General features: G+C 73.7%; 20 protein-coding genes and 1 tRNA gene. 11 read left to right on the forward strand and 10 right to left on the reverse strand.

Annotation, left to right across the window (positions count from 1 at the left end; translation table 11 throughout):
* Positions 1-98 precede the first annotated feature (98 nt).
* Together ABD143_RS33910 and ABD143_RS33915 are read left to right on the forward strand one after the other, a co-directional pair.
* Positions 99-2,276 carry a SpoIIE family protein phosphatase gene (locus ABD143_RS33910; protein ID WP_343986412.1) on the forward strand — a complete coding sequence of 726 codons (2,178 nt, stop codon included), beginning with the start codon at positions 99-101 and terminating at the stop codon, positions 2,274-2,276.
* Between the two features lie 356 nt (positions 2,277-2,632).
* Positions 2,633-3,106, forward strand: coding sequence for a hypothetical protein (locus ABD143_RS33915; RefSeq protein WP_343986415.1), 474 nt, complete (start codon positions 2,633-2,635; stop codon positions 3,104-3,106).
* A gap of 77 nt (positions 3,107-3,183) precedes the next feature.
* Here the strand turns inward: ABD143_RS33915 and ABD143_RS33920 are convergent, their stop codons facing one another.
* From ABD143_RS33920 to ABD143_RS33940, 5 genes are all read right to left on the reverse strand, one after another.
* Positions 3,184-3,477: a WhiB family transcriptional regulator gene (locus tag ABD143_RS33920; protein WP_343986417.1), complete on the reverse strand. Its 294-nt coding sequence runs from the start codon at positions 3,475-3,477 to the stop codon at positions 3,184-3,186.
* Positions 3,478-3,617: 140 nt separating this feature from the next.
* Positions 3,618-4,031, reverse strand: coding sequence for an STAS domain-containing protein (locus ABD143_RS33925; RefSeq protein ID WP_343986420.1), 414 nt, complete (start codon positions 4,029-4,031; stop codon positions 3,618-3,620).
* Between the two features lie 231 nt (positions 4,032-4,262).
* Positions 4,263-6,068, reverse strand: coding sequence for a SelB domain-containing protein (locus ABD143_RS33930; protein WP_343986423.1), 1,806 nt, complete (start codon positions 6,066-6,068; stop codon positions 4,263-4,265).
* A 4-nt stretch (positions 6,069-6,072) separates the two neighbouring features.
* The gene (gene selA, locus ABD143_RS33935; RefSeq protein WP_343987188.1) at positions 6,073-7,383 is read right to left on the reverse strand and encodes an L-seryl-tRNA(Sec) selenium transferase; all 1,311 of its coding nucleotides are present in this window, start codon (positions 7,381-7,383) and stop codon (positions 6,073-6,075) included.
* Positions 7,384-7,513: 130 nt separating this feature from the next.
* Complete coding sequence (locus ABD143_RS33940; protein ID WP_343986426.1) at positions 7,514-8,314, reverse strand: coiled-coil domain-containing protein; 801 nt, start codon at positions 8,312-8,314, stop codon at positions 7,514-7,516.
* Between the two features lie 140 nt (positions 8,315-8,454).
* Here ABD143_RS33940 and selD point away from each other — a divergent pair, with 140 nt between their 5' ends.
* The 3 genes from selD (at position 8,455) to ABD143_RS33955 (ending at position 12,255) form a co-directional block, all read left to right on the forward strand.
* Positions 8,455-9,489: a selenide, water dikinase SelD gene (gene selD, locus ABD143_RS33945; RefSeq protein ID WP_343986430.1), complete on the forward strand. Its 1,035-nt coding sequence runs from the start codon at positions 8,455-8,457 to the stop codon at positions 9,487-9,489.
* A 93-nt stretch (positions 9,490-9,582) separates the two neighbouring features.
* Positions 9,583-10,683, forward strand: a complete 1,101-nt coding sequence (gene cds1, locus ABD143_RS33950) for an L-cysteine desulfhydrase Cds1 (RefSeq protein WP_343986433.1) — start codon at positions 9,583-9,585, stop codon at positions 10,681-10,683.
* Positions 10,684-10,857: 174 nt separating this feature from the next.
* On the forward strand, positions 10,858-12,255 hold the full coding sequence (locus tag ABD143_RS33955) for an alkaline phosphatase PhoX (RefSeq protein ID WP_343986436.1): 1,398 nt from the start codon (positions 10,858-10,860) through the stop codon (positions 12,253-12,255).
* 26 nt (positions 12,256-12,281) lie between these two features.
* Here the strand turns inward: ABD143_RS33955 and ABD143_RS33960 are convergent, their stop codons facing one another.
* From ABD143_RS33960 to ABD143_RS33975, 4 genes are all read right to left on the reverse strand, one after another.
* The gene (locus ABD143_RS33960; protein WP_343986439.1) at positions 12,282-13,658 is read right to left on the reverse strand and encodes an amidase; all 1,377 of its coding nucleotides are present in this window, start codon (positions 13,656-13,658) and stop codon (positions 12,282-12,284) included.
* A gap of 135 nt (positions 13,659-13,793) precedes the next feature.
* On the reverse strand, positions 13,794-16,988 hold the full coding sequence (gene fdh / locus ABD143_RS33965; protein ID WP_343986442.1) for a formate dehydrogenase: 3,195 nt from the start codon (positions 16,986-16,988) through the stop codon (positions 13,794-13,796).
* Between the two features lie 41 nt (positions 16,989-17,029).
* Positions 17,030-17,125 (reverse strand) — tRNA-Sec (locus ABD143_RS33970).
* Between the two features lie 21 nt (positions 17,126-17,146).
* A complete protein-coding gene (locus tag ABD143_RS33975; RefSeq protein WP_343986444.1) occupies positions 17,147-17,545 on the reverse strand; it encodes an STAS domain-containing protein in 399 nt (132 codons plus the stop codon).
* 192 nt (positions 17,546-17,737) lie between these two features.
* Here ABD143_RS33975 and ABD143_RS33980 point away from each other — a divergent pair, with 192 nt between their 5' ends.
* The 6 genes from ABD143_RS33980 to ABD143_RS34005 all read left to right on the forward strand — a co-directional run bounded on the left by ABD143_RS33980 (position 17,738) and on the right by ABD143_RS34005 (position 24,524).
* Positions 17,738-18,079, forward strand: coding sequence for a DUF2795 domain-containing protein (locus ABD143_RS33980; RefSeq protein WP_343986446.1), 342 nt, complete (start codon positions 17,738-17,740; stop codon positions 18,077-18,079).
* Between the two features lie 50 nt (positions 18,080-18,129).
* Positions 18,130-18,579 carry an acyl-CoA thioesterase gene (locus ABD143_RS33985; protein WP_343986448.1) on the forward strand — a complete coding sequence of 150 codons (450 nt, stop codon included), beginning with the start codon at positions 18,130-18,132 and terminating at the stop codon, positions 18,577-18,579.
* 138 nt (positions 18,580-18,717) lie between these two features.
* Entirely contained in the window at positions 18,718-19,506 is a 789-nt protein-coding gene (locus ABD143_RS33990) for an alternative oxidase (protein WP_343986450.1), read from the forward strand.
* A 306-nt stretch (positions 19,507-19,812) separates the two neighbouring features.
* On the forward strand, positions 19,813-20,547 hold the full coding sequence (locus ABD143_RS33995) for an ABC transporter ATP-binding protein (protein ID WP_343986452.1): 735 nt from the start codon (positions 19,813-19,815) through the stop codon (positions 20,545-20,547).
* The gene (locus ABD143_RS34000; protein WP_343986455.1) at positions 20,540-22,174 is read left to right on the forward strand and encodes a sensor histidine kinase; all 1,635 of its coding nucleotides are present in this window, start codon (positions 20,540-20,542) and stop codon (positions 22,172-22,174) included. Before ABD143_RS33995 ends, ABD143_RS34000 begins: the two co-directional genes overlap by 8 nt.
* A 25-nt stretch (positions 22,175-22,199) precedes the next feature.
* Complete coding sequence (locus tag ABD143_RS34005) at positions 22,200-24,524, forward strand: FtsX-like permease family protein (protein ID WP_343986458.1); 2,325 nt, start codon at positions 22,200-22,202, stop codon at positions 24,522-24,524.
* Between the two features lie 6 nt (positions 24,525-24,530).
* Here ABD143_RS34005 and ABD143_RS34010 read toward each other — a convergent pair whose 3' ends face one another.
* Entirely contained in the window at positions 24,531-25,943 is a 1,413-nt protein-coding gene (locus ABD143_RS34010; RefSeq protein WP_343986461.1) for a right-handed parallel beta-helix repeat-containing protein, read from the reverse strand.
* Positions 25,944-25,945: the final 2 nt, after the last annotated feature.

Below are 25,945 nucleotides of genomic sequence, written 5' to 3' on the forward strand. Positions count from 1 at the left end.
CGGGCGCTGCCCGGGGCCGGATGAGCACCGACCCGTCTGCCGGGTGTCACCCGGATCGTTACGGCGTGGGGGGCCCCGAGTGCACTTACGCTGGGCGCGTGAGTGGGGGAGATGTCGCGCCCGCAGCCGCGGCGAGCAGCACCGCGGCGGTCCTGCCGCAGGTGCTGGCCGCCCCCGCGGCCGTGCTGGTCATCGACCTCGACCGGCGCCAGGTCGTGCACGCCAACGCGGGCGCTGTCGAGCTCACCGGCGAGCCGCTGCGCCTCCCGGTCGACATCGACGTCTGGAGCGACGCCGCGGGGCTCACCGACCTCGTCGGCACGCGGATGAGCGACACGAGCACGCCCCTGTCGCTCGTGGCGACCGGGGTGGCGGGGGTTCCGGTGACGGTGCACGGCGCCGCCTGCCGCGGCGGCATCTCCACGGACGCGCAGCGGGCCGCCACGGAGGGCAGGCCTCTGTGGGTCACGGGTTTCGCACTCTCCGACGTGGTCGTGCCGCCCGGGGGCACCGCCGGTTTCGAGCGGCGGGCGCTCGTGGTGTTCTTCCAGGTCTCCGGCGCCGAGCACGACGACCGCAGGCGGCTGGAGATGTTGCGCGACCGCGCCGTCATCGCCACGGAGATGTCGTTCACGATCACCGACCCCCGGCAGCCCGACGATCCGCTGATCTGGGTCAACCCGTCGTTCTGCACGCTCACGGGGTACCTGCACGACGACGTCGTCGGCCGGAACTGCCGCTTCCTGCAGGGCCCCAACACCGACTCGGCGGCTGTGCGCAGGATCGCCGAGGCGCTCCACCTCCGCCGGCCCATCACGGAGGTGCTGCTCAACTACAGACGTGATGGAACGGCGTTCTGGAACCAGGTGTCGATCTCGCCGGTGTTCGACGGCGGCGGACAGCTCGTCAACTTCGTCGGGGTCCAGAACGACGTCACCGAACGAGTGATCGTCGAGCAGGAGCGGCGGGCGGCGCTCGCCGAGGCCGAGGAGGCCCGCGGGCAGCTGCGCCTGCTCGCCGACGCCACCTCCCAGATGACCGGGGCGCTCGGGGTCACCGACGCGTGCCAGCGGCTGGCTCGCAGCCTGGTGCCGGCACTCGCGGACGCCTGTGCCGTGGACCTGCTCGACCCTCCGGGATCCGCCGCCCCGCAGCGGGTGGCCGTCGCGGCGCGCGACCCCGCCGACGAGGACCGGTTGCGGCGGCTCGCCGCGCTTCGCGGCTACCACACCGGCGACGGCAGCCGCACCGGAGACGTGCTGGCGGGCGAGCAGGCGCTGCTGGAGGCCGAGCTGCCGGAGCTGGGCGCCCACCGCTACCCGGACCACCCGGCCGCCGCCGCGGTCTACGACGAGCTGCGGCTGCGCTCGACCATGGTCGTCCCCGTGCGGGCGCGCGGCCACGTTCTCGGCACGCTCACGCTGGTCACCCAGCACCCGTACGGCCGCCGGTACACCCAGCGCGACCTGCACCTGGCCGCCGACATCGCCGGGCGCGCCGGGCTCACCGTCGACAACGCCCGCCTCTACGAGGTGGAACACGCCGCAGCCGTCACGCTGCAGCGCAGCCTGCTCCCGGTCGTGTCCGACGTCGACGGGGTACGGGTGGCGGCGCGCTACCTCGTCGGCGTCGATGGCAACCAGGTCGGCGGCGACTGGTACGACGTCCTCGACCTGCCCGACGGTGCGCTCGGGCTCGCGGTGGGCGACGTGGTGGGCCACGACCTGCGGGCCGCGGCGGCGATGGGGCAGCTGCGTGGCGTGCTGCGCTCCTACGCGTGGGACGGTGGCTTGCCCGGCTCGGTGCTCGACCGCTGTGACCAGCTCGTGCAGGGCCTGGAGATGGCCGCGATGGCGACGGCGGTGTACGCCCGGCTCGAACCGCCGGACCTCTCGGGGGAACGGGTGCTGCGCTACGCCAACGCAGGCCACCCCGCCCCGCTGCTCCTCGGCCCCGACGGGGCGCTGCTGACCCTCGACGAGCACCGGTCGCCGATGATCGGGGCGGTGCGGCGATTCGGGCGCCGCTCCGGTGCGGGGCGCACCGAGGCGGTGGTCCGGTGCATGCCCGGCTCCGTCCTGCTCTTCTACACCGACGGCCTCACCGACGTGGCAGGTGAGGATGCCGACGAGCGCACCGCACTGCTGGAGCAGACGCTGGCGGGCCTGCCGCCCCGCTCGGAGCCGGACAGGGTGGTGGAGGAGGTGCTGGCGGCCTGCAACGTGCCGCGCGTGCGCGACGACATCGCGCTCCTGGCCGTCCGGCTCGACGGGTAGCCGTCCCATCCGAGCTGCCGCCGTTATGTGTGGAGGCTCGTCAGCACCCTCCACGCGCCGAGTGGCGCCGCTCCGCGGATGCCCCCGAAGACGCAATATTGTATGCAGCCACTCACGGATCGACGGCCGCCGCTCGTCGTTAGAACCCGCTCTCACCAGCCACGACACCGCGATTGAGGGTTCACTCTGCGGCAGACCGGCAGGTTCCCGGGGGCGGGAATGCCGGCGCGTCGAGGGGAACGTTGCAGATGGTTGCAGTTCCGGAGATCAGAGTCTCCGCGCCGGTGGCGGTTCCCGCCATCGGTAGCTCTGCCGTTCCCGCGCACCGCCGGGTCGTCGCGGTGGCAGTGAGTCCGATGGAGCTGCTCCGTCCCGAGTCGGACCTGGCCCGGCTCGCCGAGGGGTTCCCGCAGGTCGACCTCCTGGTCGCAGGCGAGGACGTCCCGAGCACGGCCTACGGGCCCGCGGGCGGACACGACGGCGCGGACGACGACTACGACGACGACAACTACTACGACGACGACTGGTTCGACAGCACGGCCGCCGAGGTGCGGGCCGGCATCGCCCGCCTCGGGCTGCCCGGCCTGCAGCTCCACCGCCTGGGGTTGCGTACGCCTTACCCGATGACGGCCGCGGACGACTTGGTCGCCGCGATGAGCGAGCTGATCGGCTTCGACCCCGAGCCCGGGGTGTACTGCCTGGCGCCGGCGCCGACCCAGAGCGACCCGGCCCGTGCCATGGTCAACCGCGCGGCGCAGCGAATCGCGCAGGTGTACGGCATCCCATTGCTGCGTTACCGGTGCCTGGAGCTGTCGGTCGTCGGCAGCTGAGCCGCGGCCGCGCCGGGCCCACACACGACGGCGGGGCGGATCCGCAGAGGACCCGCCCCGCCGTACCTGTCGGTCGGTCAGCTCGCCATCGGGATGCCGCGTTGCTCCAGGATGATCCGGCGCTCCGCCTCGGCGAGCCCACCCCACACGCCGAACGGCTCCCGGGTCTGCAGCGCGAACTCCCGGCACTGCTCAATCACCGGACACCGGCGGCAGACCTCCTTCGCCTGCGCGGTGCGCCGCGCCCGGGACGGGTTGCGCTCCCCGTCCGGATGGAAGAAAACCCCGCTGTCCATGCCACGGCAGGAACCGAGGCGCTGCCACTGCCAAGCGTGGTCCATCGGGCCGGGAAGCCGGGAAACGTCGCTCATCGCCACCTCTTGTCACTCATGCCCGACGTTCCGGGCGATCGAGGTGCTCGTTCCCAGGTGGTTCAGGCGCCAAACGTCCCCGCCAACGTGTGACCCACATCACGCTACAGAGGGTTACCGTCAGGCCCTCCCACGGGAGATCAGGTGCTCGCCAGCGCCCGGTCGATGGTGTCGTGGATGTCGAACAGCGGGATGAGCCCGGCGATCGTGAGCGGCCGCAGGACCCGCCGCGCCGTGCACGCCAGCCGCAGCTCGACGCCTGCGGCGTGCGCCGCCTCCCGCATCTCGATCAGCACGGCGAGCCCGCTCGTGCCGAGGAACGTGACGCTGTCGAGGTCGAGCACCACCAACTCGACGCCTGCGCCGGCCGCGAACTGGTCGAGAACGGCCGAGCGCAGCTGTGGGGAGGTGAGCATGTCGACTTCACCACCCACGTCGATCACGACCTGGCCCGGGGCCGGGCTGCTCGTGGCGAGGGTGATCTGGTCGTCGGCGTCCCCGCTGCGTCGGATCGACGACGGCTCGGACGGCAGGTTTTCACGGGTCTCGGACATCGGAAGTCACGGTAGGGCTCGGCGCGGGACTCTGCCACTTCAAGCGCAACTTGGTGTCCCGCGCCGGAAGTCCACCACGTATCTCGACGGCCCAGCTCCCCGCTGGGCGCACCGGCGCACGGCCCGAGTACGCCCGGTACGAGGACCGCGCCCCGGCACACCCAGCGGAAACCTGGATCCGCCGATATACGCACCGGACTTCCGGCGCGGGACACGGTGTCCCACCGGCAGTCAGACGAGGCGGTGGCGGCCGTCGGTGGTGCGGAGCGTGCGTCCGGTCCTCGCGAGCAGCTCCAGCAATGGGACGGCAACGCGGCGGCTGGTGCCCAGCGCCTGCCGGGCGGCGCTGATCGTGAACTCCCCACCCAGGCCGGCGAGGACGTCGAGGGCGAGCCGGTCCGCGCCGGGCAGCAGCACCACCCCGTCGGCGATGCGCATCAGCTGCCCTGCCTTCACGAGCGAGGCGATCTGCCGAGGTCCGAGCCCCAGCTCGGCGAGCCGGGCCGCCTCCGGTGCGCCGAACGGGTCACGCTCCAGGTCGGTGCGCAGTGTGGCCATCGCGGCACGGACCGGGGCGGGTAGCGCGCGCTCCGCCGAGCGCACCACCCGGCCCTCGCGCAGCACCAGGTCGGTCACCGCGGATCGGAGCACGGCGTCCACCAGGCGCGGCTCCGGCAGGGATGCCGCGCGGCGGGCGGCCTCGACGGGCAGCCCGGGGTCGAGCGGGTCGGCGGTGTCGTGCGCGTCCACGGCGGCGGCCAGCACCGCCAGCAGCTCGCGCGCTCGGCCGGGGTCCACGAGCCAGCCCGCAGCGGCCGGCACGTCGCCGAGCGCACCGAGGCTGCCCGCCGGCACGCCCATCGCGAGCAGGTCGGCGCGGCGGGCGACACCCCGGCGCGCCAGCTCCCCGGCCGCCGACGCCACGCCATCCATCCCGGCGAGATCCGCGGCCCGGCGCGCGCCCGCCCCGCGACGGCGCAGCTCGGGCGGGGCCACGTCGAGCACGGTGAGCCCGGCGACCACCGCGTGGGCCCCGGCGTCGCGGAGGACGGCCCGGTCGCCGATGCGCAACGGGAGCGGCCCGCGCAGCCTGAGCCGGACCGTGTCGGGCCCGAGCGGCCGCAGCCGGGCGGGCGCGGCGGCGGCGCCGATGTGCAGGTTCAGCTCAGCCGGGAGCCCGGCCGGATCAGGGGCGGGCTCCCCAGAGCGCACCGCCCGCAGCCGGGCGTCGACCAGATCCGTGGCGAGCCACGCTCCCGGTGTGAGCAGCACGTCCCCGCGGGTCACGGCCTCGCGGGGGAGCCCGCGCAGGTTCACGGCAACCCGGGCCACCCCGTGCGCCTCCGCGACCGGTTCCCCGAGGCATTGCAGCCCGCGCACCGCTACCTTGCGCGCGCCCGACGCGGTCAGCAGCTCGAGCTCGTCGTCCAGCCGGAGCCGGCCCGCGCCGAGCGTGCCCGTCACCACCGTGCCGGCGCCGCGGATCGTGAAGGCGCGGTCGACCCACAGCCGGACGTCCGCGCCGGGGTCGGGGTCGGGGAGGCGGGACACGAGCGCGTCGAGGGCCGCGCGCAGGGCGGGCATACCGGCGCCCGTGGTGGCCGCGACGGCGACGGCGGGAACCTCTGCGAGCGGCGTACAGGCGAGGTGCTCGCGGGCGTCGGCAAGGGCGAGCTCGGGCTCCATCAGGTCGCTGCGGGTCACCACCAGGAGGCCGGTATCGACGCCGAGCGCGGACAGCGCGTCCACGTGCTCCGCGGACTGCGGCATCCAGCCCTCGTCGGCGGCCACGACGAGCACGACGGCCGGCACGGGGCCCACCCCGGCGAGCATCGTGCTGACGAACCGCTCGTGCCCGGGGACGTCGACGAACGCGACCGTGCGCCCCGACTCCAGGGTCGTCCAGGCGAAGCCGAGGTCGATCGTCATGCCGCGGCGGCGCTCCTCGGCCCACCGGTCCGGCTCCATTCCGGTCAGTGCACGGACCAGGGTGGACTTCCCGTGGTCGACGTGCCCGGCCGTGGCGAGGACGTGCATGTGCTCAGCCGCTGCAGGCGAGCACGGCAGTGGTCAGCGCGGCGTCGGCATCCGCGGGCAGAGCACGCAGGTCGAGCAGGCAGCGGCCATGCTCGACGCGGCCGAGCACCGGTGGGTCGCCGGCGCGCAGGGCGGCGGCGTAGTGCTCCGGGAGCGCGACGGCGGCGCTCGGCAGCGTGACCCCCGGGGCTCCGCCTCCGCCCACGGCGGCGGTGGAGTCGATGGCCGTGGCGTCCACCCCGGCTGCGGCGAGCGCGGCGGCGAGGCGCTCCGCCCTGGCCCGGATCTCTCGCGGGTCCGCGGCGAGCGCCGCGCGCACGGGTGGCAGCGGGCCGCGCAGGGTGGCTTCGAGGGCCGCGAGGGTGAGCTTGTCGGCGCGCACCGCCCTGGCGAGCGGGTGCCGCCGGACCCGCTGCACGAGCTCGGCGCCGACCCCCGGGGCGCCCAGCAGCAGCCCGGCCTGCGGGCCGCCGAGGAGCTTGTCGCCCGAGGCCGTCACGAGGTCGGCGCCCTGGGCGAGCACCGTGGCGGCGTCTGGCTCGTCGGGCAGCAGCGGGTGGGGGGCGAGCAGCCCGGAGCCTATGTCCGCCACAACCGGGACGCCGAGGCCGGTCAGCTCGCCGATCCCGACGGACTGGGTGAAACCGCTGACGACGAAGTTCGACGGGTGCACCTTGAGGATCAGCGCGGTGTCCTCACCGACCGCGCCCGCATAGTCGGCGCGGCTCGTGCGGTTGGTGGTGCCGACCTCGCGCAGCCGCACGCCGGCCGCGGTGAGCAGCTCCGGAATGCGGAAGCCGTCGCCGATCTCGACGAGCTCGCCGCGGGAGATGATCACCTCGCGGCCGGGGGCGAGGGCCGCGGCCACCATGGCGAGCGCAGCCGCCCCGTTGTTGACGACGTGTGCGGCGGCCGCCGTCGGGACGGCGTCGAGCAGAGCGGCGAGCAGGGTGGCCCCGCGCGGGCCGCGGGCGCCCGTGTGCAGGTCCAGCTCGACGTCGCAGGTGCCGGCGGCGACGTCCAGCGCGGCTCGGGCGGCGGGGGAGAGGGGGGCGCGGCCGAGGTTGGTGTGCAGCAGCACGCCGGTGGCGTTCAGCACGGGGCGCAGCCCGGTGGCCGCGGCCGGGAGGGCGTCGAGCGCCGCCTCGACCACGGCGTCGTGGTCGGGTGGGACCTCGCCGCAGCGAACGCGCTCCTGGGCCGCGGCGACGGCGGACTTGACGATGTCGCGGCCGAGCCGCTCGACGGCGGCGGCGATCCGCGGCTCGGCGAGCACCGCGTCGGTGCGCGGGATCAGGCGCCGCGGGTCGACGATGCTCACAGTCGAGCACCCTACGGGCGGGGCGCCGTACCCACAGCCGTCGTACCCACTGTCGGGCGCGCCGTCACGCATACAGCCGGGCACCCGAGCGGGTGCCCGGCCGTGGGGCGTGCAGTAGCCGGCGTCAGACCGACGAGCTCTCCAGCTGCGGGCGGGCGGAGCGCATCGGAAGCGCGCTGCGCTCGCTGACGTCACCGGTCTTGGCGGGACCGTCACCCAGCTCGGCGCCGAGGAGCTTGTGGAGCCGGGCCATCTCGTTGCGCACGCCCTCGTGCAGCGACCCGATGCGGCGCAGCTCCTGCTCAGCGGCCTCGCGGCGGCGCTTGAGATCCTGCTCGCTGCGCTGACGCACCTCGTCGGCGCGGTTCTGCGCCTCGGTGACCAGCGCGTCGGCGGCGTGCCGCGCGTCCTCCTGGATGCGCGCGGCGTCCTCGCGGGCGGCGGCGAGGGTGGCGGCGGCCTGCTGCTCGCGCTCCTGGATGGCCACGTTGCGCTGCGCGGCCTCCTGGTCCAGCTCGGCGGAGCGGGCGATGAGCTTCTGCTCGACCTCGTGGCGGTGGCGCTCGGCGTCGGCGCGCGCCTGCTCGACGAGGGCGGTGGCCTCATTGGCCGCGCGGTTGCGGACGTCGGCGGCCTCGTGCTCGGCGAGGCGGAGGATCTTCTCCGCGCGGAAGCCGAAGCTCTCCGCGGCAAGCGGCGCGTCGCCCTGCTGCTGGCGAGCGCGCAGCTCCTTCTCCGTGGCGCGCGCGTGCTGCTCCGCGGCCTGACGGCCGGCCTCAGCGGAGGCGAGGCGGTCGCGCAGTTCCCGCAGCTGCACGTCGACCTGGTCGCGGTCGTAACCACGACGGACGATGTCGAACGGACCGGTGGAGGACGGGAGGCCCCCAGTGGACTGAGCAGGGTTCTGTGGGGAGCTGATCGTCACGTTCGGTAGCTTGTTCGCCGGTTCGGGGTGAAACTACCGCCGATCGGCGGGCGGGCGCATTCATGCGGTCGGCGGTACCACGTGAACAGCCCGTGTCTGGTCGCTCCTTTTCCTAGCGGGTGGGTCGTAACGTCTGACCGATGACCGGCTCCGCCACCGCCCGGCGTCTCACGCAGTTCAGCCACGGCGCCGGGTGCGCCTGCAAACTCGCGCCCGGGTTGCTGGCCGAGGTGCTGAGCACGCTCACCCCGCCGCGCCACCCCGATCTCGTCGTCGGCACCGAGACCGGCGACGACGCCGCCGTGTGGCGCCTCGACGCCGACCGTGCGCTGGTGGCCACCACCGACTTCTTCACCCCGCTCGTCGACGATCCCCGCACCTGGGGCCGCATCGCCGCGCAGAACGCCGTCTCGGACGTGTACGCGATGGGCGGCCGGCCGCTCTTCGCCCTGAACCTCGTGGCATGGCCGTCGTCGGAGCTGCCGGTGTCGATGCTCGCCGAGGTGCTCGCCGGGGGTGCGGAGATCGGCGCCGAGGGCGGGTTCGCGGTTGTGGGCGGGCACAGCGTCGACGACCCGGAGCCGAAGTACGGGCTCGCCGTCGTCGGCGAGGTGCACCCGGACCGCGTGCTCACCAACACCGGGCTCCGTTACGGCGACGCGCTCGTGCTCACGAAGGCGCTCGGCGTCGGCGTGGCCACCACGGCGATCAAGGCAGGCACCGCGCCGCCTGGCGTCGAGGCGGCCGCCGTCGCGTCGATGACGGCGAGCAACGCAGCCGCATCGGCCGCCGCGCTCGCCGCCGGGGCGACCGGCTGCACCGACGTCACCGGGTTCGGTCTGCTCGGGCACCTGACCAAGATGGCCGCGGCGTCGGGCGTGGACGTCGAGCTGGACGTGGCCGCGGTGCCCTTCCTGCCCGGCACGAGGGCGCTCGCCGCAGCCGGGACGATCCCGGGCGGCACACGCCGCAACCGCGACTGGGTGGCCCCGCGCGTCGACGACGGCGACCTTCCCGAGCTGGAGGTCCTCCTGCTCGCCGACGCCCAGACCTCGGGCGGGCTCCTCTTCGGTGCGGCTCCCGAGCGTGCCGAGGAGGCGGTGGCCGGCCTGGGCGCACCGGCGGCGGTCATCGGCCGCGCGCGGGCGGGAACGGGCCGGGTGGTGCTGCGCTGAGCCGCGGCCGGGGGACGGCGCGCAGAGGAGTGCGTTGGCCCACCCCGCCCCGGCGTTCGGGAGGGGCGTGGGGCCGGCCGCTACCGTCTGGTTGTGTTCGAGCCGGTTGATCGCTCCTCAGGCCGCACCCGTGCCTGGGTCACCGAGGCGGTCCGCCGCGTCGAGGCCGACGCCAACCGCTCTGCCGACACCCACCTGCACCCCTTCCCCCTGCCGCCGGACTGGGGCATCGACGTCTATCTCAAGGACGAGTCGGTGCACCCGACGGGGAGCCTCAAGCACCGGCTGGCTCGGTCGCTCTTCCTCTATGCGCTGACGAGCGGCTGGATCGTCGAGGGCACCACGGTCGTCGAGGCGAGCTCCGGGTCGACCGCGGTGTCGGAGGCGTACTTCGCGCAGCTGGTCGGGGTGCCGTTCGTGACGGTCATGCCCCGATCCACGAGCCCGGAGAAGATCGCGCTGATCGAGCGGTACGGCGGGAAGTGCCACTTCGTGGACCGGCCTGCCGGCATGTACGCCGAGGCCGAGCGGCTCGCGGCGGAGACCCGCGGGCACTACATCGACCAGTTCACCTACGCCGAGCGGGCCACCGACTGGCGGGGCAACAACAACATCGCCGAGTCGATCTTCGACCAGCTGGCGATGGAGCGGTTCCCCGTGCCGGAGTGGGTCGTCGTGGGGGCCGGCACCGGCGGCACGTCCGCCACGATCGGGCGCTACCTGCGCTACCGCCGCCACCCCACGCGGCTCGCCGTGGTCGACCCGGAGAACTCGTCCTACTTCCCCGGCTGGACGCTCGACGTGCCGGACTACGGCACCGGAATGCCCTCGCGGATCGAGGGGATCGGCCGCCCGCGGACCGAGCCCAGCTTCGTCCCGAGTGTGATCGACCTGATGATCCCCGTGCCCGACGCGGCGAGCGTGGCTGCGGTGCGGCACCTGCGGGCCGTGACCGGGAGGTGGGCGGGTGGTTCGACGGGCACCAACCTCTGGGGTGTCTGGCAGCTCGTCGCGCGGATGCTCGCGTCCGGGGTGCGCGGCAGCGTGGTCACGCTCATCTGTGACGGCGGCGAGCGCTACCGGCACAGCTACTACGACGACGGCTGGGTGGCCCGGCAGGGGATGGATCTCGCCCCGTACACAGCCGCCATCGAGCAGTTCCTGCGTTCGGGCGAGTGGCTGCCGCCGAGCTGACGATCAAACCAGCTTGCATGCCGGATTCGTCCTATCAGGGCATCAACGGGTCCGCTTGGGTACCTCATCCGGATGTATTCCGTTCATCTTCCTGCCGCGTCCGTGGGACAGCGTGTGCCGACCACCACCCGGTCGGGTGAACCGATCGGTCACGAACGTCAGGGAGACACATCGATGACAGAGGGACTGTCCCGCCGGGGCTTCCTCCAGGCAGGCGCCGCAGCCGGAGCCGGGGTCGTGCTGCTGGGCGCGGCCGGCGACCTGCTGCTGACCGCCCCGAACGCGGCTGCCGCCCCCGCCGGCTCGGCCGGGTACGGGCCGCTCGTCCCCGACCCGGCGGGACGGCTCGCGCTCCCCGAGGGCTTCCGCTACGCGGTTGTCACCGAGGCCGGGGTGACCCGCCTCGAGTCGGGGGAGCCCACCCCGAGCAACCACGACGGCGCTGGTGCCTTCAAGACGAAGGGCGGCGGCACCGCGATCGTCTACAACCACGAGCTCAGCAGCCCGTTCGCGACCACCCCGCTCCCGGTGCCGCACCTCGAGGGCCTCGTCTACGACCCGGGCAGCGCCGGTGGCTGCACGGTCGTCGAGACCGACCGCGACGGCAACCGCCTCCGTGAGTACGTCGCCATCGCGGGCACCGTTCAGAACTGCGCCGGTGGCATCACGCCGTGGGACACCTGGCTCACGTGCGAGGAGACTGAGGTCCTCGCGGGTGCCGGCCGCACGAAGGACCACGGCTACGTCTTCGAGGTCGACCCGTTCGACATGGCGGCCAACCGCGACCCGCAGCCGATCAAGGCGCTCGGCCGGTTCGCGCACGAGGCCGCCGTGGTCGACCCGAAGAGCGGCGACATCCTCCTCACCGAGGACGCCGACACCCCCAACGGCCTGCTGTACCGCTGGGCGGCGCCGAAGGGCTTCAAGGGCGGCAAGGGTGCGCTGCGCAAGCTCGGCCCGACCGAGGGTGAGCTGGGTGCGATGCGCTGCACCGACGCGGCGGGCGTGTTCATCGACGACGTCTCCCGGGCCACCGCGATCGGCACCACCTACAAGGTCACCTGGACGCCGGTGCCCGACCGCGACGCGCGGACCACGTCCACCCGCAAGCAGTTCGGCCCGGACCAGGTGACCCGCGGGCGCAAGATCGAGGGCGCGTGGTGGGGCGACGGCGGCGCGTACGTCGTCGCCAGCTACGCGCGTACCGAGAGCCCGGGTGCCGCGCACGACGGCCAGGTGTGGTTCTACGACCCGAAGCGGTCCACCATCACCCTCAAGGTGCGGTTCGGGGTCAACCCGAACCCGGACCAGGATGGTGCGTTCGACGGGCCGGACAACATCACCGTCTCCCCGTGGGGCGGCCTGATCGTCGCCGAGGACGGCGAGGGTGTGCAGCACCTCGTCGGCGTCTCCGGCAAGGGCGAGCCGTTCGCGCTGGCCCGCAATGAGCTCGGCAACGGCAGCGAGTTCACGGGGCCGGTCTTCTCGCACGACAAGAAGGTGCTGTTCGGCAGCATCCAGACGCCCGGGATCATGTTCGCGATCACGGGTCCCTGGAAGAACCAGAAGTGATCCACCTGCGGTAGCCGCCGGCGGCGCTACGCATACACGCGTGGCGCCGCCGCGCCCGTCGCGGGGACCACCCGCCGTTCGAGGCGGGCCGCGGCGGTGAGGAGGGCGGCCTCGGAGCCGGGCCGTCCGACGATCTGCACGCCGATCGGGCGCCCGTCCACGAGTACCGGCGCTACCGCGGCGGGCAGCCCGGCGAGGTTCCACGCCTGGGTGCACGGCACCCGGGTGGCCGAGCTGACGAGGGTGGACCGGTAGCGGCGCCCGGCCATCGCTCCGGCACCGACGGGCGGGGCGGCGACGGCCGGGCTCACGAGGACGTCGAAGCCGCCCTCGTCCATCCACGCGAGGAACCGGTTGCGCCACGCCGCGGGCGCGCCCCCGCGAGGCGGTGTGAAGCGGAGCACCCGCCTGCCCTTGCGGACGACCGCGGCCGTCCGCGGCTCGACGAGGGAGAGATCGAGGCCTAGCGCGTCGGCGTCCTGCGCCACCCCGGCGAGCCAGCGGCGCATCCACTGGCCGGTCAGGCCCTGGGGATACGGCGGATCGGCCAGCGCGACCTCGGCGCCCCCGGGCCCGGCCCGCAGCCGGGCGGCCGCCCCGATGGCCGCGGCCTGCTGCTCGGCGTGCATCCGCGCGATCGGCGACGGGGTGCGCAGGGACAGGGCGACCCGAGTGGGGCCCGGCCGGTCGAGATCGACGGGCGCACCGCTCAGCACCCCCAGCATCAGCGTGGCGTCCGCGGCCGTTCGCGCGAGCGGCCCGGCCTCGCTCAGCCCGAACCAGTGCGCCTCCGCCCCGCCGGGGACCGGCACGACGCCCGGGCCGGGCTTGAGGCCCACCAGCCCGCAGTACGCGGCGGGGATGCGGATCGACCCGCCGCCGTCGGTGCCCAGCGCGAGCGCCGCCATCCCGGCCGCCACCGCGGCCGCGCTGCCGCCGCTGGAGCCGCCGGGGTCGAGGGACTCGTCGAGCGGGTTGCGGGTGACGCCGAGCGCGGAGTGCGTGAACCCCCAGATCGCCAGCTCGGGCAGCCGCGTCTTCCCGACGACCACTGCGCCGGCGGCGCGCAGCCGCTTGACCAGCTCGTCGTCGCGGCGGGCCGGCTCGGCGCAAACGGCGAGGGAGCCGAACCTCGTTCGGTAGCCGGCGACGTCGACGTTGTCCTTGACGGCGACGGGCACCCCGGCTAGCGGGAGCGCGAAGCGGTCCGGACGGGAGTCGACGCCGCCCGCCTCGGCGAGCACCCGCCCCGGGTCGTGCTCCTGAAACGCCCCGATGACCGGCTCGCGCTCGGCGATCCGGGCCAGGTGCGCGCGGGCGACGTCGACGGCGGTGCTGCGCCCGTCCCGCACACGCGACCCGATCTCGGCCGCGCTCAGCGCGGTGAGGTCGAGGCGGTCCACAGCTTCACCATCGCACCGAAGAGCTAGAACCGCCTCCCGCGACACGCTCCTAGAGGTAGATCGGTGCGTCGGGGTTCTTCCACGTCGGCTTCTTGAGGATGGGGTGCACGCCACCTCGCCCCGGGTGGTCGCCGTTCATGCGAGCCCCGCCCGGCCCCGGTAGTCGTCGACGAGGGCGCGTAGCTCAGGTCCGCGCGGGCGCCGCCCGGGGCGGATGTCGCAGGTGAGCACCTTGGACTCCTGGATGTGGACGTTGGGGTCGAGCGTGATCGACAACAGGTCGTTGGCGCTGTCACCGGTGGCGAGCCCGTTGGTGCCGTAGTGCCACGGCACGCCGATCTGGTGGGTCTCGTGCCCCTCCACCCGCAGCGGCACCATGCGTGCGGACACGAGCACCTTCAGCTCGATGGCGCTGCGCGCGGTGACGATGGTCGCCCAGCCGAGGTGGGTGAGCCCGCGCTCGCGCGCCAGCTCGGGGGAGACCTCGCAGAACGCCTCCGGCTGCAGCTCGGCCAGGTAGGGGACGAACCGGCTCATGCCGCCGCCGGTGTGGTGCTCGGTGAGCCGGTAGGTGGTGAGCACGAACGGGAACACCCGCGAACCCACGGGGTGGTGCGGGTTGTCAGTGCTGTCGTTGTTCTTCACCGCGGGGTTGCTGGTGTGGGCGGGGTACAGCAGGTTCCGGTAAGGCGTCTCCACCGGTTCGTAGTGCGTGGGCAGCGGGCCGTCCACGAGGCCGTTGGGCGCGAACAGCCACGCCTTCCCGTCGGTCTGCATGATGAACGGGTCGTCGCCCGCGAGCGCCTTGCCTGCTTTGGCGTCGGGCGGCGGCTGGTAGTCCGGCGGGGTGCCCGGCGGGAAGTCGGGGACGTCCCGGCCGGTCCACCGCTCCCCGTCCCACCAGATGAGGGCCTTGCGCTCACTCCAGGGTTTCCCGTCGGGGTCAGCGGAGGCGCGGTTGTAGAGCTGCCGTCGGTTCGCGGGCCACGCCCAGCCCCACTCGAGGGCGACCCAGTCCTGCTCCCGCGCCGGCTTGCGGCGCGCGGCCTGGTTCACGCCGTCGGCGTACACCCCGGTGTAGATCCAGCAGCCGCAGCGCGTGGAACCGTCGTCGCGGAGCTGGGTGTAGGCGTCGAGCAGCTCGCCGCCGGGGCCGTAGCCGTTGATCTCCTGCAGCACGTGGTCGCCCGACGGCTCGGCCTTCGGGCCATGCGCGCCGTAGTCCCACGTGAGCGCCTTGACGGGAGCGTCGCGCGGGTCGTCGGAGTCGGCGAGGCGCTCCTTGAGGATCCGGCCCAGGTGGTAGAAGAACCACAGGTCGCTGCGGGAGTCGCCGGGTGGCTCCACGGCCTTGTGCCGGTACTGCAGCAGCCGATGGGTGTTGGTGAACGTCCCGTCCTTCTCCACGTGGGACGCCGCTGGGAGGAAGAACACCTCGGTGTCGATGTCCTCGGTGCGCAGCTCCCCGCTCTCGATCTCCGGGGAGTCCTTCCAGAACGTGGCAGTCTCGACGCACGACATGTCTCGCACGACCACCCACTCGGCCGCGGCGAGCGCCTTGCGCTGCACACGTGCGTTCGCCCCTCCCACGGCCGGGTTCTCGCCCGCGATGATGTAGCCGGGCACCTTCCCCTCGACCATGTCGAGCACGGTGGCGTAGTTGTTGTGGTCGCCCGTGAGCCGCGGGAGCCAATCGAACCCGTAGTCGTTCTCGGCTGTGGCCGCGTCGCCGAACCATGCCTTGAGCAGGCTCACGATGTACTTGGGCATGTCGCCCCAGAACCCGGGCTTGCCCGCGTCGGGCTCGATGTAGTCGGCGAGCGAGGCGCCGCGCTTGCCCGCGGGCATCGGCAGGTAGCCGGGCAGCAGGTTGAACAGCGTCGGGATGTCCGTCGACCCCTGGATCGAGGCGTGCCCGCGCAGCGCGAGGACGCCGCCGCCGGGACGGCCGATGTTGCCCAGCAGCGCCTGCAGGATCGACGCGGCCCGGATGTACTGCACCCCGACGCTGTGCTGGGTCCAGCCCACCGCGTAGGACCAGTTGGTGGTGCGGTCCCGGCCGCTGTTCTCCGTGATCGCCCGCGCCAGCTCGTGGAACGTCTCCTGCGGGATCCCGCAGATCTCCTCGACGAACTCAGGCGTGTAGCGGGCGTAGTGCCGCTTGAGGATCTGGAACACGCACCGCGGGTCCTGCAGGGTCGGTTCGCGGCGCGGCTTGTGCGGCACCGGCGCGCCGCCGCTGCCGTACTTGTCGCCGCCCGCCGTCTCGCGCTGGTGCTCGCCGCCGTGTGTGGCGTGCTCCGGGCCGCGCTGCCCGTTCGCGTACGACCACGTCTCCGTGTCGTAGGTGTGGTTCTCCTCGTCCCATCCGCTGAAGAGCCCGTCGAGGTCCTCGGTGTCGCGGTACTCATCGTTGATGATCGCGGCGGCGTTGGTGTACGCGACGACGTACTCGCGGAACTCCTTGCCCTCGCTGAGCACGTAATTGATCAGGCCGCCGAGCAGGGCGATGTCCGTGCCCGCCCGGATCGGGACGTACAGGTCGGCGAGCGCGCTGGTGCGCGTGAACCGCGGGTCGACGTGGATGATCTTCGCGCCACGCGTCTTCGCGTCGATGACGTACTGGAAGCCGACGGGATGGCACTCGGCGAAGTTCGACCCCTGAATCACGATGCAGTCGCTCTTCGAGAGGTCCTGCATGAACGTCGTGGCGCCGCCGCGACCGAAGGACACCCCCAGACCGGGGACGGTGGAGCTGTGTCAAAGGCGCGCCTGGTTCTCCACCTGTATCGCGCCGAGCGCCGTGTACAGCTTCTTGATGAGGTAGTTCTCCTCGTTGTCCAGCGTGGCGCCGCCGAGATGGGCGATGCCCATCGTGCGGCGCAGTGGACGGCCCTCGTGGTCGGTGTCCTCCCACGTCCGCCGCCGGGTCTCCAGGACGCGGTCGGCGATCATCTGCATCGCCGTGTCGAGGTCGAGGTCCTCCCACTCGGTGCCGCCGGGCCTGCGGTACCGGACCTGGGTGATCCGGTCCGGGCGGGTGACGAGCTGCTTGGACGCGGCGCCCTTCGGGCAGAGCTTGCCGAGCGAGATGGGGGAGTCGGGGTCACCTTCGATATGGGTGACCTGTTCGTCCTTCACGAAGACGCGCTGCCCACAGCCCACGGCGCAGTACGGGCAGATAGACGGGACGACCCGGTCCGCTTCCTCGATCCGCGACCGCAGCCGCCCGGTGCGGGGAGACCGGGCCGCGTCCCCCCGTGCCGTGTGGTCGGCCCCTACCGCCTGCCGGACGACCGGCCAGCTCTCGATCCATTGACGAACTCCCACGGCGGGCCGTTCCCCCGTGGGCGGGCGATCAAACCTGAGTTTGGCGGAGGCGGACGGGAATCGAACCCGCCTGACCGAGATGCTCGGCCACGTCGGTTTTGAAGACCGCGAGGGCCACCAGGCGCCTTTACGCCTCCGAGCGCAGGCTATCCGCCCTGCTATCCTGCCGCCTCCAGCGCCTGCGGCACACCCTCGGCGATGTCGAAGAGCCCCAGCAGGCCGGTGGCCTCCAGCGCGCGCGTGACGATCCGCGAGCCGAGAACCAGCCGCAGCGTGTGCTGGCGGCGGTCGGCGTCGTCCTTCGCGGCGACGAGCACGGCGAGCCCTGCCGAACCGAGGAAGGTGACATCGGTCAGATCGAGGACCAGCAGCCGGGCCTCGGCGAGCTGCTCGCCCAGGCGCCCACGCAGTATCGGCGCGGTGAGGGTGTCGATCTCCCCGACGACGTGCAGGACGCGCGCGTTGTCGCCATGACCGATCACATCGAAACGAACGACCTCACCGATCTCCTCAGCGTCGCCCGTTCCCCCGCGCTCGGCTGGGAGATCGCCGCTCATGCGCACCGGCTCCTCGAATGTTGCGAGATGTGCGTGGACTCGTGGCGCGACTGTGGTCTCAACCGCCGTTCAACCCTACGGGCGCCCACATAGCGGCACAACATCACCCCCCGTCACCGGTTTGGTCCAATGTGACGTGGGGTACATCCGAGCTCCATGGATGTAGCCAGGGTGCCCAGAGGGAGGAACGTCGTGTACCGCAGGAACCCCCGCGCCGACGCTCAACGCGTCTCCCAGGTGCTGGCCGGGCTGGTCTACCCGGCTGCCAAGTGGCAGATCCTCATGCACGCCGAGAACTACGGCGCCGACGCCTACACGCGCGCCGAGCTGTGGGCCCTCTCGACCGGTGAGTACTGCGACCTCGACGCGGTGCTCAGGGCGCTGAGCTGCGACAGCCCCGCCGTGCGGCGGCAGCGCGCGTCCGACGTCGCGCGGTACCCCGCGTCGCCGCCGCGGCCGCCGCTGCACCCGGTGGGGCCGTTCCACCCCCAGCCCGCCCCCCAGGTGGCCGGGCGGATCCGCCCCACCCACTGACACGAGCGGGTGGGCGGCCGGCGGCGCCCGGTGTGGGCGATGCTGCCGTCATGGAAGGTCACTTCGCCGTGCGCATCGCGGTCCGCAGCTACGAGCTCGACGTCAACGGGCACGTGAACCACGCCAACTACCACCGCTACGGCGAGCACGCCCGTACCGAGCACCTGACCGCTGCCGGCTGCTCGATGACCAGGCTGGTCGAGAAGGGCATGGGCATCGTCCTGCTGGAGACCCACTGCCGGTTCCTGAGCGAGCTGCGCTACCGCGATCTGATCGAGGTCGGCTCGCGCATCAGGTTCGGTGAGGGGAAGACGTTCGAGTTCGCGCACACGCTGCGCCGCCGCGGCCGGGACGGTGCGGACGACGGCGAGGACGTCGTGGCCGCCGAGATCACCTGCCGGATGGGGTTGCTCGACGCCGCCGCGCGCAGGTTGCTGCCCGAGCCGCGGGAGCGGCTGCTGGGGCTGGCGACCGAGCCCGCACTGCTCGGCGCGGGATAGCCGCACCGGGCCGTCGGGTGGCGGCCGCACGGGGCATTCGGGGTGCTGGCCGCACGCGGGTTTCGGGGTGCTGGCCGCACCGTGTTCGACGGGTGAGCACGGTCGAGCCGGAAGCCTTTCAACCGCAGGCTTCTCGGCATGACGACGCCGACGATCCCGACCCTCCCCACCGTGCCCGCTGTGCCGTTCCAGCCGAGCCCGCCGATCCCCCCGATGCAGCGGGTGCCGCTGTTCGGCGACGGCCCCGCGACCACCGCGGCCAGCACACCCAAGCTCGGCCGCCGTGCGCTGCGTCGCGAACAGCTCATGACGCTGCACGCGGCCCCTCGGCGCTACGGAGCGCTCGCGCGGCTGCTGTTCGTCACGATGGACCTGATGTACGGGCGGCGCCGCACGCTGGAGAAGTTCCAGGTGCTCGAAATCGTGGCGCGGGTGCCCTACCAGATCTGGGAGAACGCCGCCTACCGCGCGATGACGCAATGGCACCGCGACGGTGGGCTCGCCCGCCGCATCCGCGAGCGGATCATCGAGACCCGCGAGCAGCAGGACAACGAGCAGTGGCACCTGCTGATCCTCACCGAGCTGGTGGCGGCCCGCGGTGGCGGCCGGTCCTGGCTGCGCTTTCGTGCACTGCCCTGGGTGCTCGCGGCGAGCTGGTACCACGTCTCCTGGCTGATGTTCCTGGTCTCGCCGCGCTGGAGCTACCGGCTCAACGCCGACTTCGAGGACCACGCCGAGCGCGAGTACGCGCGATTCGTCGAGGAGCACCCGGAGTTCGACACGCAGCCCCACGGCAGCGCGTTCGCCCGTGAGTACGGAGCGCTCCCGACGCTGGCCGACCTGCTGCGCCAGATCGGGCACGACGAGCGGATGCACAAGCAGGAGTCGGAGGCCTACGACGCCGCGGGCCGGTTGACGCGCCGGTGACACGGGCCGACACGGGCAGGCCCATCGGGCAGCCTGCGGACCCGGGCGCGGGGCAACGACGGAGGGCGGGTGGTCGCCGCCGGGACGCCGGCCGAGATCGCGGCGCAGCGCGCAGGCCGGACCGCCCCCTACCTCGCGGCGCGGCTGAAGCCCGCGGCCCTGGCGTCTGCGTGAGGCCGCAGCGACCGGCCGGTAACACGCGGCCGAACGCGGACGACTCTGCCCGCAGCGGTGGTGCCAGCACCACCGCTGCGAGTCGTGGCAGTGGGCCGGACCGCCGGATGGATCAGTTTCTAGGGTGGTTTGGTGTCGGAATCTGGGGCGGACCTGGTGGTCCGCGGGCTGCGCAAGTCGTTCCGGTCGCCGCCGGTGCGGGCGCTGCGCGGGGTGGATCTCACCGTCCGCCGCGGCGAGTTCGTGGCGCTGATGGGCCCGTCCGGGTGCGGCAAGTCCACGCTCCTGCACCTGCTCGCCGGGCTCGACGACGCCGACGAGGGCAGCATCAGCCTCGCCGGGGTGCGCACCGAGGAGCTGGGCGCGGCGCGCCTGGCCCGGCTGCGGCGCCGCCACGTCGGGCTCGTCTTCCAGTTCTTCCACCTCATCGAGCACATGTCCGCGCTGGAGAACGTGGCGCTGGCCGCGCTCGTCGGTGGGGCGCGGCCGGCGCAGGCCACCGCGCGGGCCCGCGACCTCCTCGACGGCCTCGGGCTCCTCGACGGTGCCGACGAGCTGCCGGGCGCGCTCTCCGGCGGCCAGCGCCAGCGCGTCGCCATCGCCAGGGCGCTCGCCAACCGGCCTACGCTGCTCCTGGCCGACGAGCCGACCGGCTCGCTCGACTCCGACGGCGAGGCCGAGGTGCTCGACCTGTTCTCCCGGCTGCACCGCGACGGCGCGACGATCCTCATGGTCACTCACAGCCGCGAGGTCGCGGGCGCCGCGCATCGGATCGTGCGGATGCGGGACGGCCGCATCGAGACGCCGGACTCCGGTGCACCTGCCACTACAGAGGAGCCCCTCACCGCGGGCGCCGGCCGTGGCTGACCGGCCCGGCCGCCGTGCCCGCCGTTCGCTGCTGCTGTCGGGCCTGCTGATCGCGGTCGCCGTCCTCGCGGTCGGAGCCACCGCCGTCGGGCTCGGCGCGCGCCGTCCGTCGCTGCCGGTCATCGAGGCCGTCGCCGCGGCCGCGCTGGTGCTCGGCGCCGTCGCCGGATGGGTGCCGGGACTGCGGCGGGGGAGCAGCCGCCTGCTCGTGACCTGCGCGGGTATCGCCGCCGTCGCGGGTGCGGTGGTGCTCGGGCTCGGCGCGCTGGTGCTCGTGCTCGGGCGGCTGCCGAATGTGGCCGAGGCCGCGCTCGTCGGGCCTGCGGTGGTCGCCGCTGTGATCGCGGCGCTGCTGGCGGGGCCGCTGGGGCGGCGCGCCGCCGGTTCCGTGCGCTCGGCGCTGCTGGGCGCCCGCCGCTCCCCCGACGAGCTGCTCGCCGACGTCGCCGAGCGGGCCGGCCGCGACGTCGCCATCGACGACGTGCTGCGCAGGCTGGCCGAGTCGATGCGCCGGGACTGGCGGCTCGCGCGCGTCGAGCTGTGGACGGACGACGGGACCGGCGCCGAGCTGCACCGGGGCCTGGTGGTCCCGCAACCGGTGGACACCGACCCCGACGCCGCGGCACCCGCCCCGCTGGGGCGCGCCGAGCAGGCCGCGCTCCAGCGCGCAGGCGTGGCCGGGCCCGGCTGGCTGCGGGTGTGGCTGCCCCGCCTGCTGGACCACCGGACAGCCGGACGGCAGCTGCGGCTTGCCCCGGCCGTGCATGCCGGCAAGGTGCTCGCGCTCGTGCTCATCGAGCGTGCCCCCGACGCCGACGTCTTCACCGGCGGCGACGAACGGGCGCTCGCCGAAGTGGCGCGGCGGCTGGCGATCGTCCTGCGCAACCGCGTGCTCGACGAGCAGCTGCAGGTCACGCTGGCCGACCTGCGCCGCACGAACGCCGACCTGCTGGCGTCCCGGCGGCGCCTCGTCGCCACCGCAGACGCCGAGCGCCGTCGCATCGAGCGCGACCTCCACGACGGCGCGCAGCAGCACCTCGTCGCGCTCGCGGTGGGGCTGCGGCTGGTGCGTGACGAGCTGCGTTCGGCCGGGAACGGGAACGGGAACGGGAGCGGAGAGTCCGAGCCTGCGCTGCTCGACGAGCTCGACCGCGGGGTCCGCGAGGCGATCGCCACCCTGCGCGACCTCGCCCACGGCATCTACCCGCCGCTCCTGCGCGACGGCGGGCTCACCGAGGCGCTCCGCGTGGCCGCCACCCGCGGCCGGGCGCAGTTCGTGACCGACGGCGTGGGGCGCTACCCGGAGCAGGTGGAAGCGGCCGTCTACTTCTGCTGCCTGGAGGCGCTGCAGAACGCCGCGAAGCACGCCCCCGGCGCGCACGTGGAGCTGCGCCTCGCCGCCGACGAGGACACGCTCCGGTTCACCGTCACGGACACCGGTCCGGGGTTCGTGGCAGGTGGGGTGCCCGGTGCGGGGCTGCAGAACATGGCCGACCGGGTCGGCGCGGTGGGGGGCAGCGTCGAGTGCCGGTCGGCGCCCGGCGCGGGGACCACGGTGGAGGGGAACGTCCCGGTGCCCGAGGAGTCGGTCGCGGCCACCGGGGTCGCGGCGCTCGGGGCGCGCTGAGGTGGCCAGACTCCGCTTCGGGGCCGTGAGCGCGCTGCACGCCGTTGCCCGCGCCGAGCTGCGGGCCGGCTGGCGCGGCCTGCTCGCCATGGGGCTGCTGTTCGGGCTGATGGGCGGTCTCGTGCTCGCGTCGGCGGCCGTGTCCGAGCGCACCCGCACGGCGTACCCGCGGCTCGTGCAGGCCGTCGGGCTCGACGACGCGCGGATGCTGGTGCCGACCGACCGGCCGGCGCTCATCGCCGCCGTGCCGACGCTGCCGGGTGTGGCCGAGAGCTGGTTCGTCGACGGCTGGGTGGCGCAGGTGGACGGGCCGGAGGTGCGCTACATCTCGGTGGGGGCCGGGGCGGGCCAGCCGCCCGACCTCGTCCGGCCGGTTGTGGTCGCGGGCCGGCCGCCCGCCGAGGATGCCGCGGACGAGCTGCTGGTCGGGGAACCGCTCGCCGAGAACCTCGGCCTGGGTGTCGGGAGCGAGCTGACGCTGCGGCTGCTCACCCCCGAGGAGATCGGGATGTTCGCCGTCGGGTTCGGCGAGCCCGACGGCGCGGTTGTGCGGATGCGCGTGGTCGGGATCGGGCGGATGCCGGCGTGGGGCAACGGGCTCTCCAACGCACTCGCCTCGCCCGCCTTCGCGGCGTCGCACGCAACGGGCGGGGCGGGCACGGCGCACGTGCGCCTCGTGGACGACACCCAGGCCACGCGGGACGCGTTCGCGGCCGGGCTCGCCGCCGCCGAGGCCGCCGACCCGACCGTCTCGGTGGTCGCCGACTACATGCCGCCGGGCCCGAGCTTCCCGACTTCTGAGACGGACCCGTCGGTCCAGACCGCCGAGCAGGTGCTGGTGGCCGGGCTCGCGGTGTTCGCCGCGGTGGTCGCACTCGGCGGGCTGTTGATCGTCGGGCAGGGCCTGGCGCGCCACCACGTCGCGCGCCGCGAGGCGCAGTGGATCGAGCAGGCGCTGGGGCTCACCGCGGTCGAGCGGGTGGCCGCCAGGGTGCTGGTCGGTGTCGTGGGTGCGGTGCTCGCCGGGGCCGTCGGTGCCGCCGTGGCCGTGGCAGCCGGGATGCTCGAGCCGCTCGGCAGCCAGGCCCGCTTCGAACCCGCTCCGGGCTTCCGCCCGTCGTGGCCGATCGCGGTGGCCGGCGGGATCGGCCTCGCCGTGCTCTTCGTGCTGCTGACGGCGGCGGCCGCCGCGCTCGCCGGCACCCGCGGCAGGGGCCGGACCAGACCGGTGCCGCAGGCCGCGTGGATTGGGCGGTGGCCCGCGCTGGTGCTGGGTGTGCGGATGGCATGGTCCGGGCGCGGCGGGGTGCCTGCCGTCACCACCGTGCTGGGCGTGGGGCTCGCCGTGGCCGGGATCGTCGCCACCGCGACGTTCGGGGCCGGGCTCGCGCGGCTCGTCGAGTCGCCTGCGCGCTACGGGGAGCCGGGTGACCTCATGGTCATCGACGCCAGAGCGCCCGACCTCGCCGCCCTGGTGGCCGAGCCCCGGGTCGCCGACGTCGACCTCGTGCACACCGCCCCCGTGCAGCTCGCGGGCGACTCCGCCGCCGTCGACGCCCTCGCCATCGAGTCGCTCAAGGGCGCGCTGCCCGTCGAGGTGGTGTCCGGGCGGGTGCCGTTAGGCTCGGGCGAGATCGCCGTCGGCCCGCGCTCGGCGCAGCGGCTCGGGCTGGTCGAGGGCGCGCGGGTCGAGGTGGCCGGGCCGGACGGGCCGGTGCCGCTGACCGTGACGGGGATCGTCGTCGTGCGGAGCGAGGAGCGCGCCCCGCTCGGCAGCGCGGTGCTCGTGGTGCCGGGGCAGCTCGCCTCGCTCGCCCTGAACACGCCGATCCTCGACGCGAACGTCGGGGCCGTGCCCGGTCACGCCGACGCGCTCTTCGGCGAGCTGTCGAGCCGGCTCGAGGTCTACCGGCCCGAGGTGCCCGACGAGGTGCGCAACCTCGGCGACCTGCGACTGCTGCCGGAACTGCTGGCGGCAGTGCTGGCCCTGGCCGCCGCAGCCGGGCTCGCGCACGTCCTGCTCACGGCCGGGCGGAGGCACGCCCGCGACGTCGCCGTGCTCGCCGTGCTCGGGGCCACGCCCGCTCAGGTGCGGGCGGCCGTCGCCGTGATGGCGGTGGCGACAGTGCTGCCCGCGGTGCTGATCGGCGTGCCGCTCGGGCTGGCGGGCGGGCGCGTGCTGTGGTGGCACGTCGCCACGGCCACGGGTGTGGCGGGGGACGTCGCGCTGCCGGGCCCGCTCCTGGTCGCCGTGACCCCGGTGGCGCTGCTCGTGGCGCTGGCGCTGGCGGCCGGGCCCGCGCTGAGGGTGACCCGCACGCCCCCGGCCGCCGTCCTCGCCGCGGAGTGAGGCCGCTCAGCCGCTGACGAGGTCGCCCTCATCATTGTCGGAGAACGAGTTGTCGTTCGCGGGCACCGCCGTCACGCCGCGCATCATCACGCCCGTCCGGCTGCCGAAGATCGTGTTGTCGGCGAGGTCGAACGACCCGTCGCTGTCGATGTAGACGCCGTAGCGGGTGTTCTCGCCGATCACGTTGCCGCGCACCGTCGTCCTGGCCGCCTCGCTCACCAGCCGCACACCGTCCTGCTGGTTGTTGCGGACGTGGTTCTGCTCCACCAGGTTGTCGTGTGCGGTCTGGGCGATGCCGATGCCGGACTCCTGGTTGTCGTAGACGATGTTCGCGCGGACGGTGTTGCCGGACGACTCGTTGACGTTGATGCCCTGCGCGACGTTTCCGAACACCTCGTTGCCCTCGATGACGTTCCGGTCGGAGCGCAGGTACAGCACGATCCCGTGGTGCTCGTTGTTGTAGACGACGTTCTGCCGGATCACGCTGTCGGTGCAGTCCTCGGCGAGGATGATCCCGTGCTTGCCGTTGTCGTGCACCACGTTGCGCTCGATGAGCAGGTCGTGTGAGCCGGTGTGCGGGTCGATTCCGTACAGCACGTTGTCGTGGAACTCGTTGTCCTGCACCGCCAGGCTTCCCACCTCGTAGGTGTAGAGGCCGTAGTAGAGATGTGACACCACGCTGTTGGTGATCTTGCCGGTGGTGCCCTCGGTGCGCCACGACAGCCCGTAGGACTCCACCTCCCCGTAGCCGAGGTAACGCAGCTCGGCCCGGTCGATGGTCATCGTCGCGCCGTCTCGGGCGAGCAGGAAGCCGCGGCCGTCGGCGTACTCGCTGTCCACGCGCCCCTGGCCCGAGTCCCATGACGTGATGCACGAGCCCTCGACGTGCAGGCCGCCGCCCAGCACCTTCAAGCTCACGAACCCGGCAGGGCCGCTGCTCAGCATCAGCCAGCGCACCGCGGGTGCGGTCACCTCCAGCGACGCCCCACCGAGCACCAGGAGGTTCGCGCCGAGCAGCCACTCGCCCGGTGCCGTCTCGCGCAGCGCGGCCGGGTCGTCCACGATCCGGGCCAGTTCCGGCAGCTGAACTCCATGACCGGCGGCCAGCGTGATCGTGTTCGCGGGGGCGTCGAAGCGGACTTTCGGAGCGGGCGGGGGAGGCTGCGGTCGAGGCGGGGGAGGAGCGGCCGGGTCGGCCGCCGCGGGAGCGACCGGGGCGGGCGGCGCCGCCGCGTACGCCGTGGCGTCCCGTCCGCACGGCCGCGCCGGATCGACCGCAGACGACACCGCCACGTCGCGGCGCACCAGCGGTTCCAACGGGGGTTGGGACCCCGCGGCCACCACGAACGAGGAAGCGCCCGCGAGCACGGCAAGGGTCGCCACGAGGAGCACAGCACGGCCGGGGGTCGTCGTGTTCATGG

It is taken from the genome of Pseudonocardia aurantiaca, assembly GCF_039526725.1.
Taxonomy (GTDB): domain Bacteria; phylum Actinomycetota; class Actinomycetes; order Mycobacteriales; family Pseudonocardiaceae; genus Pseudonocardia; species Pseudonocardia aurantiaca.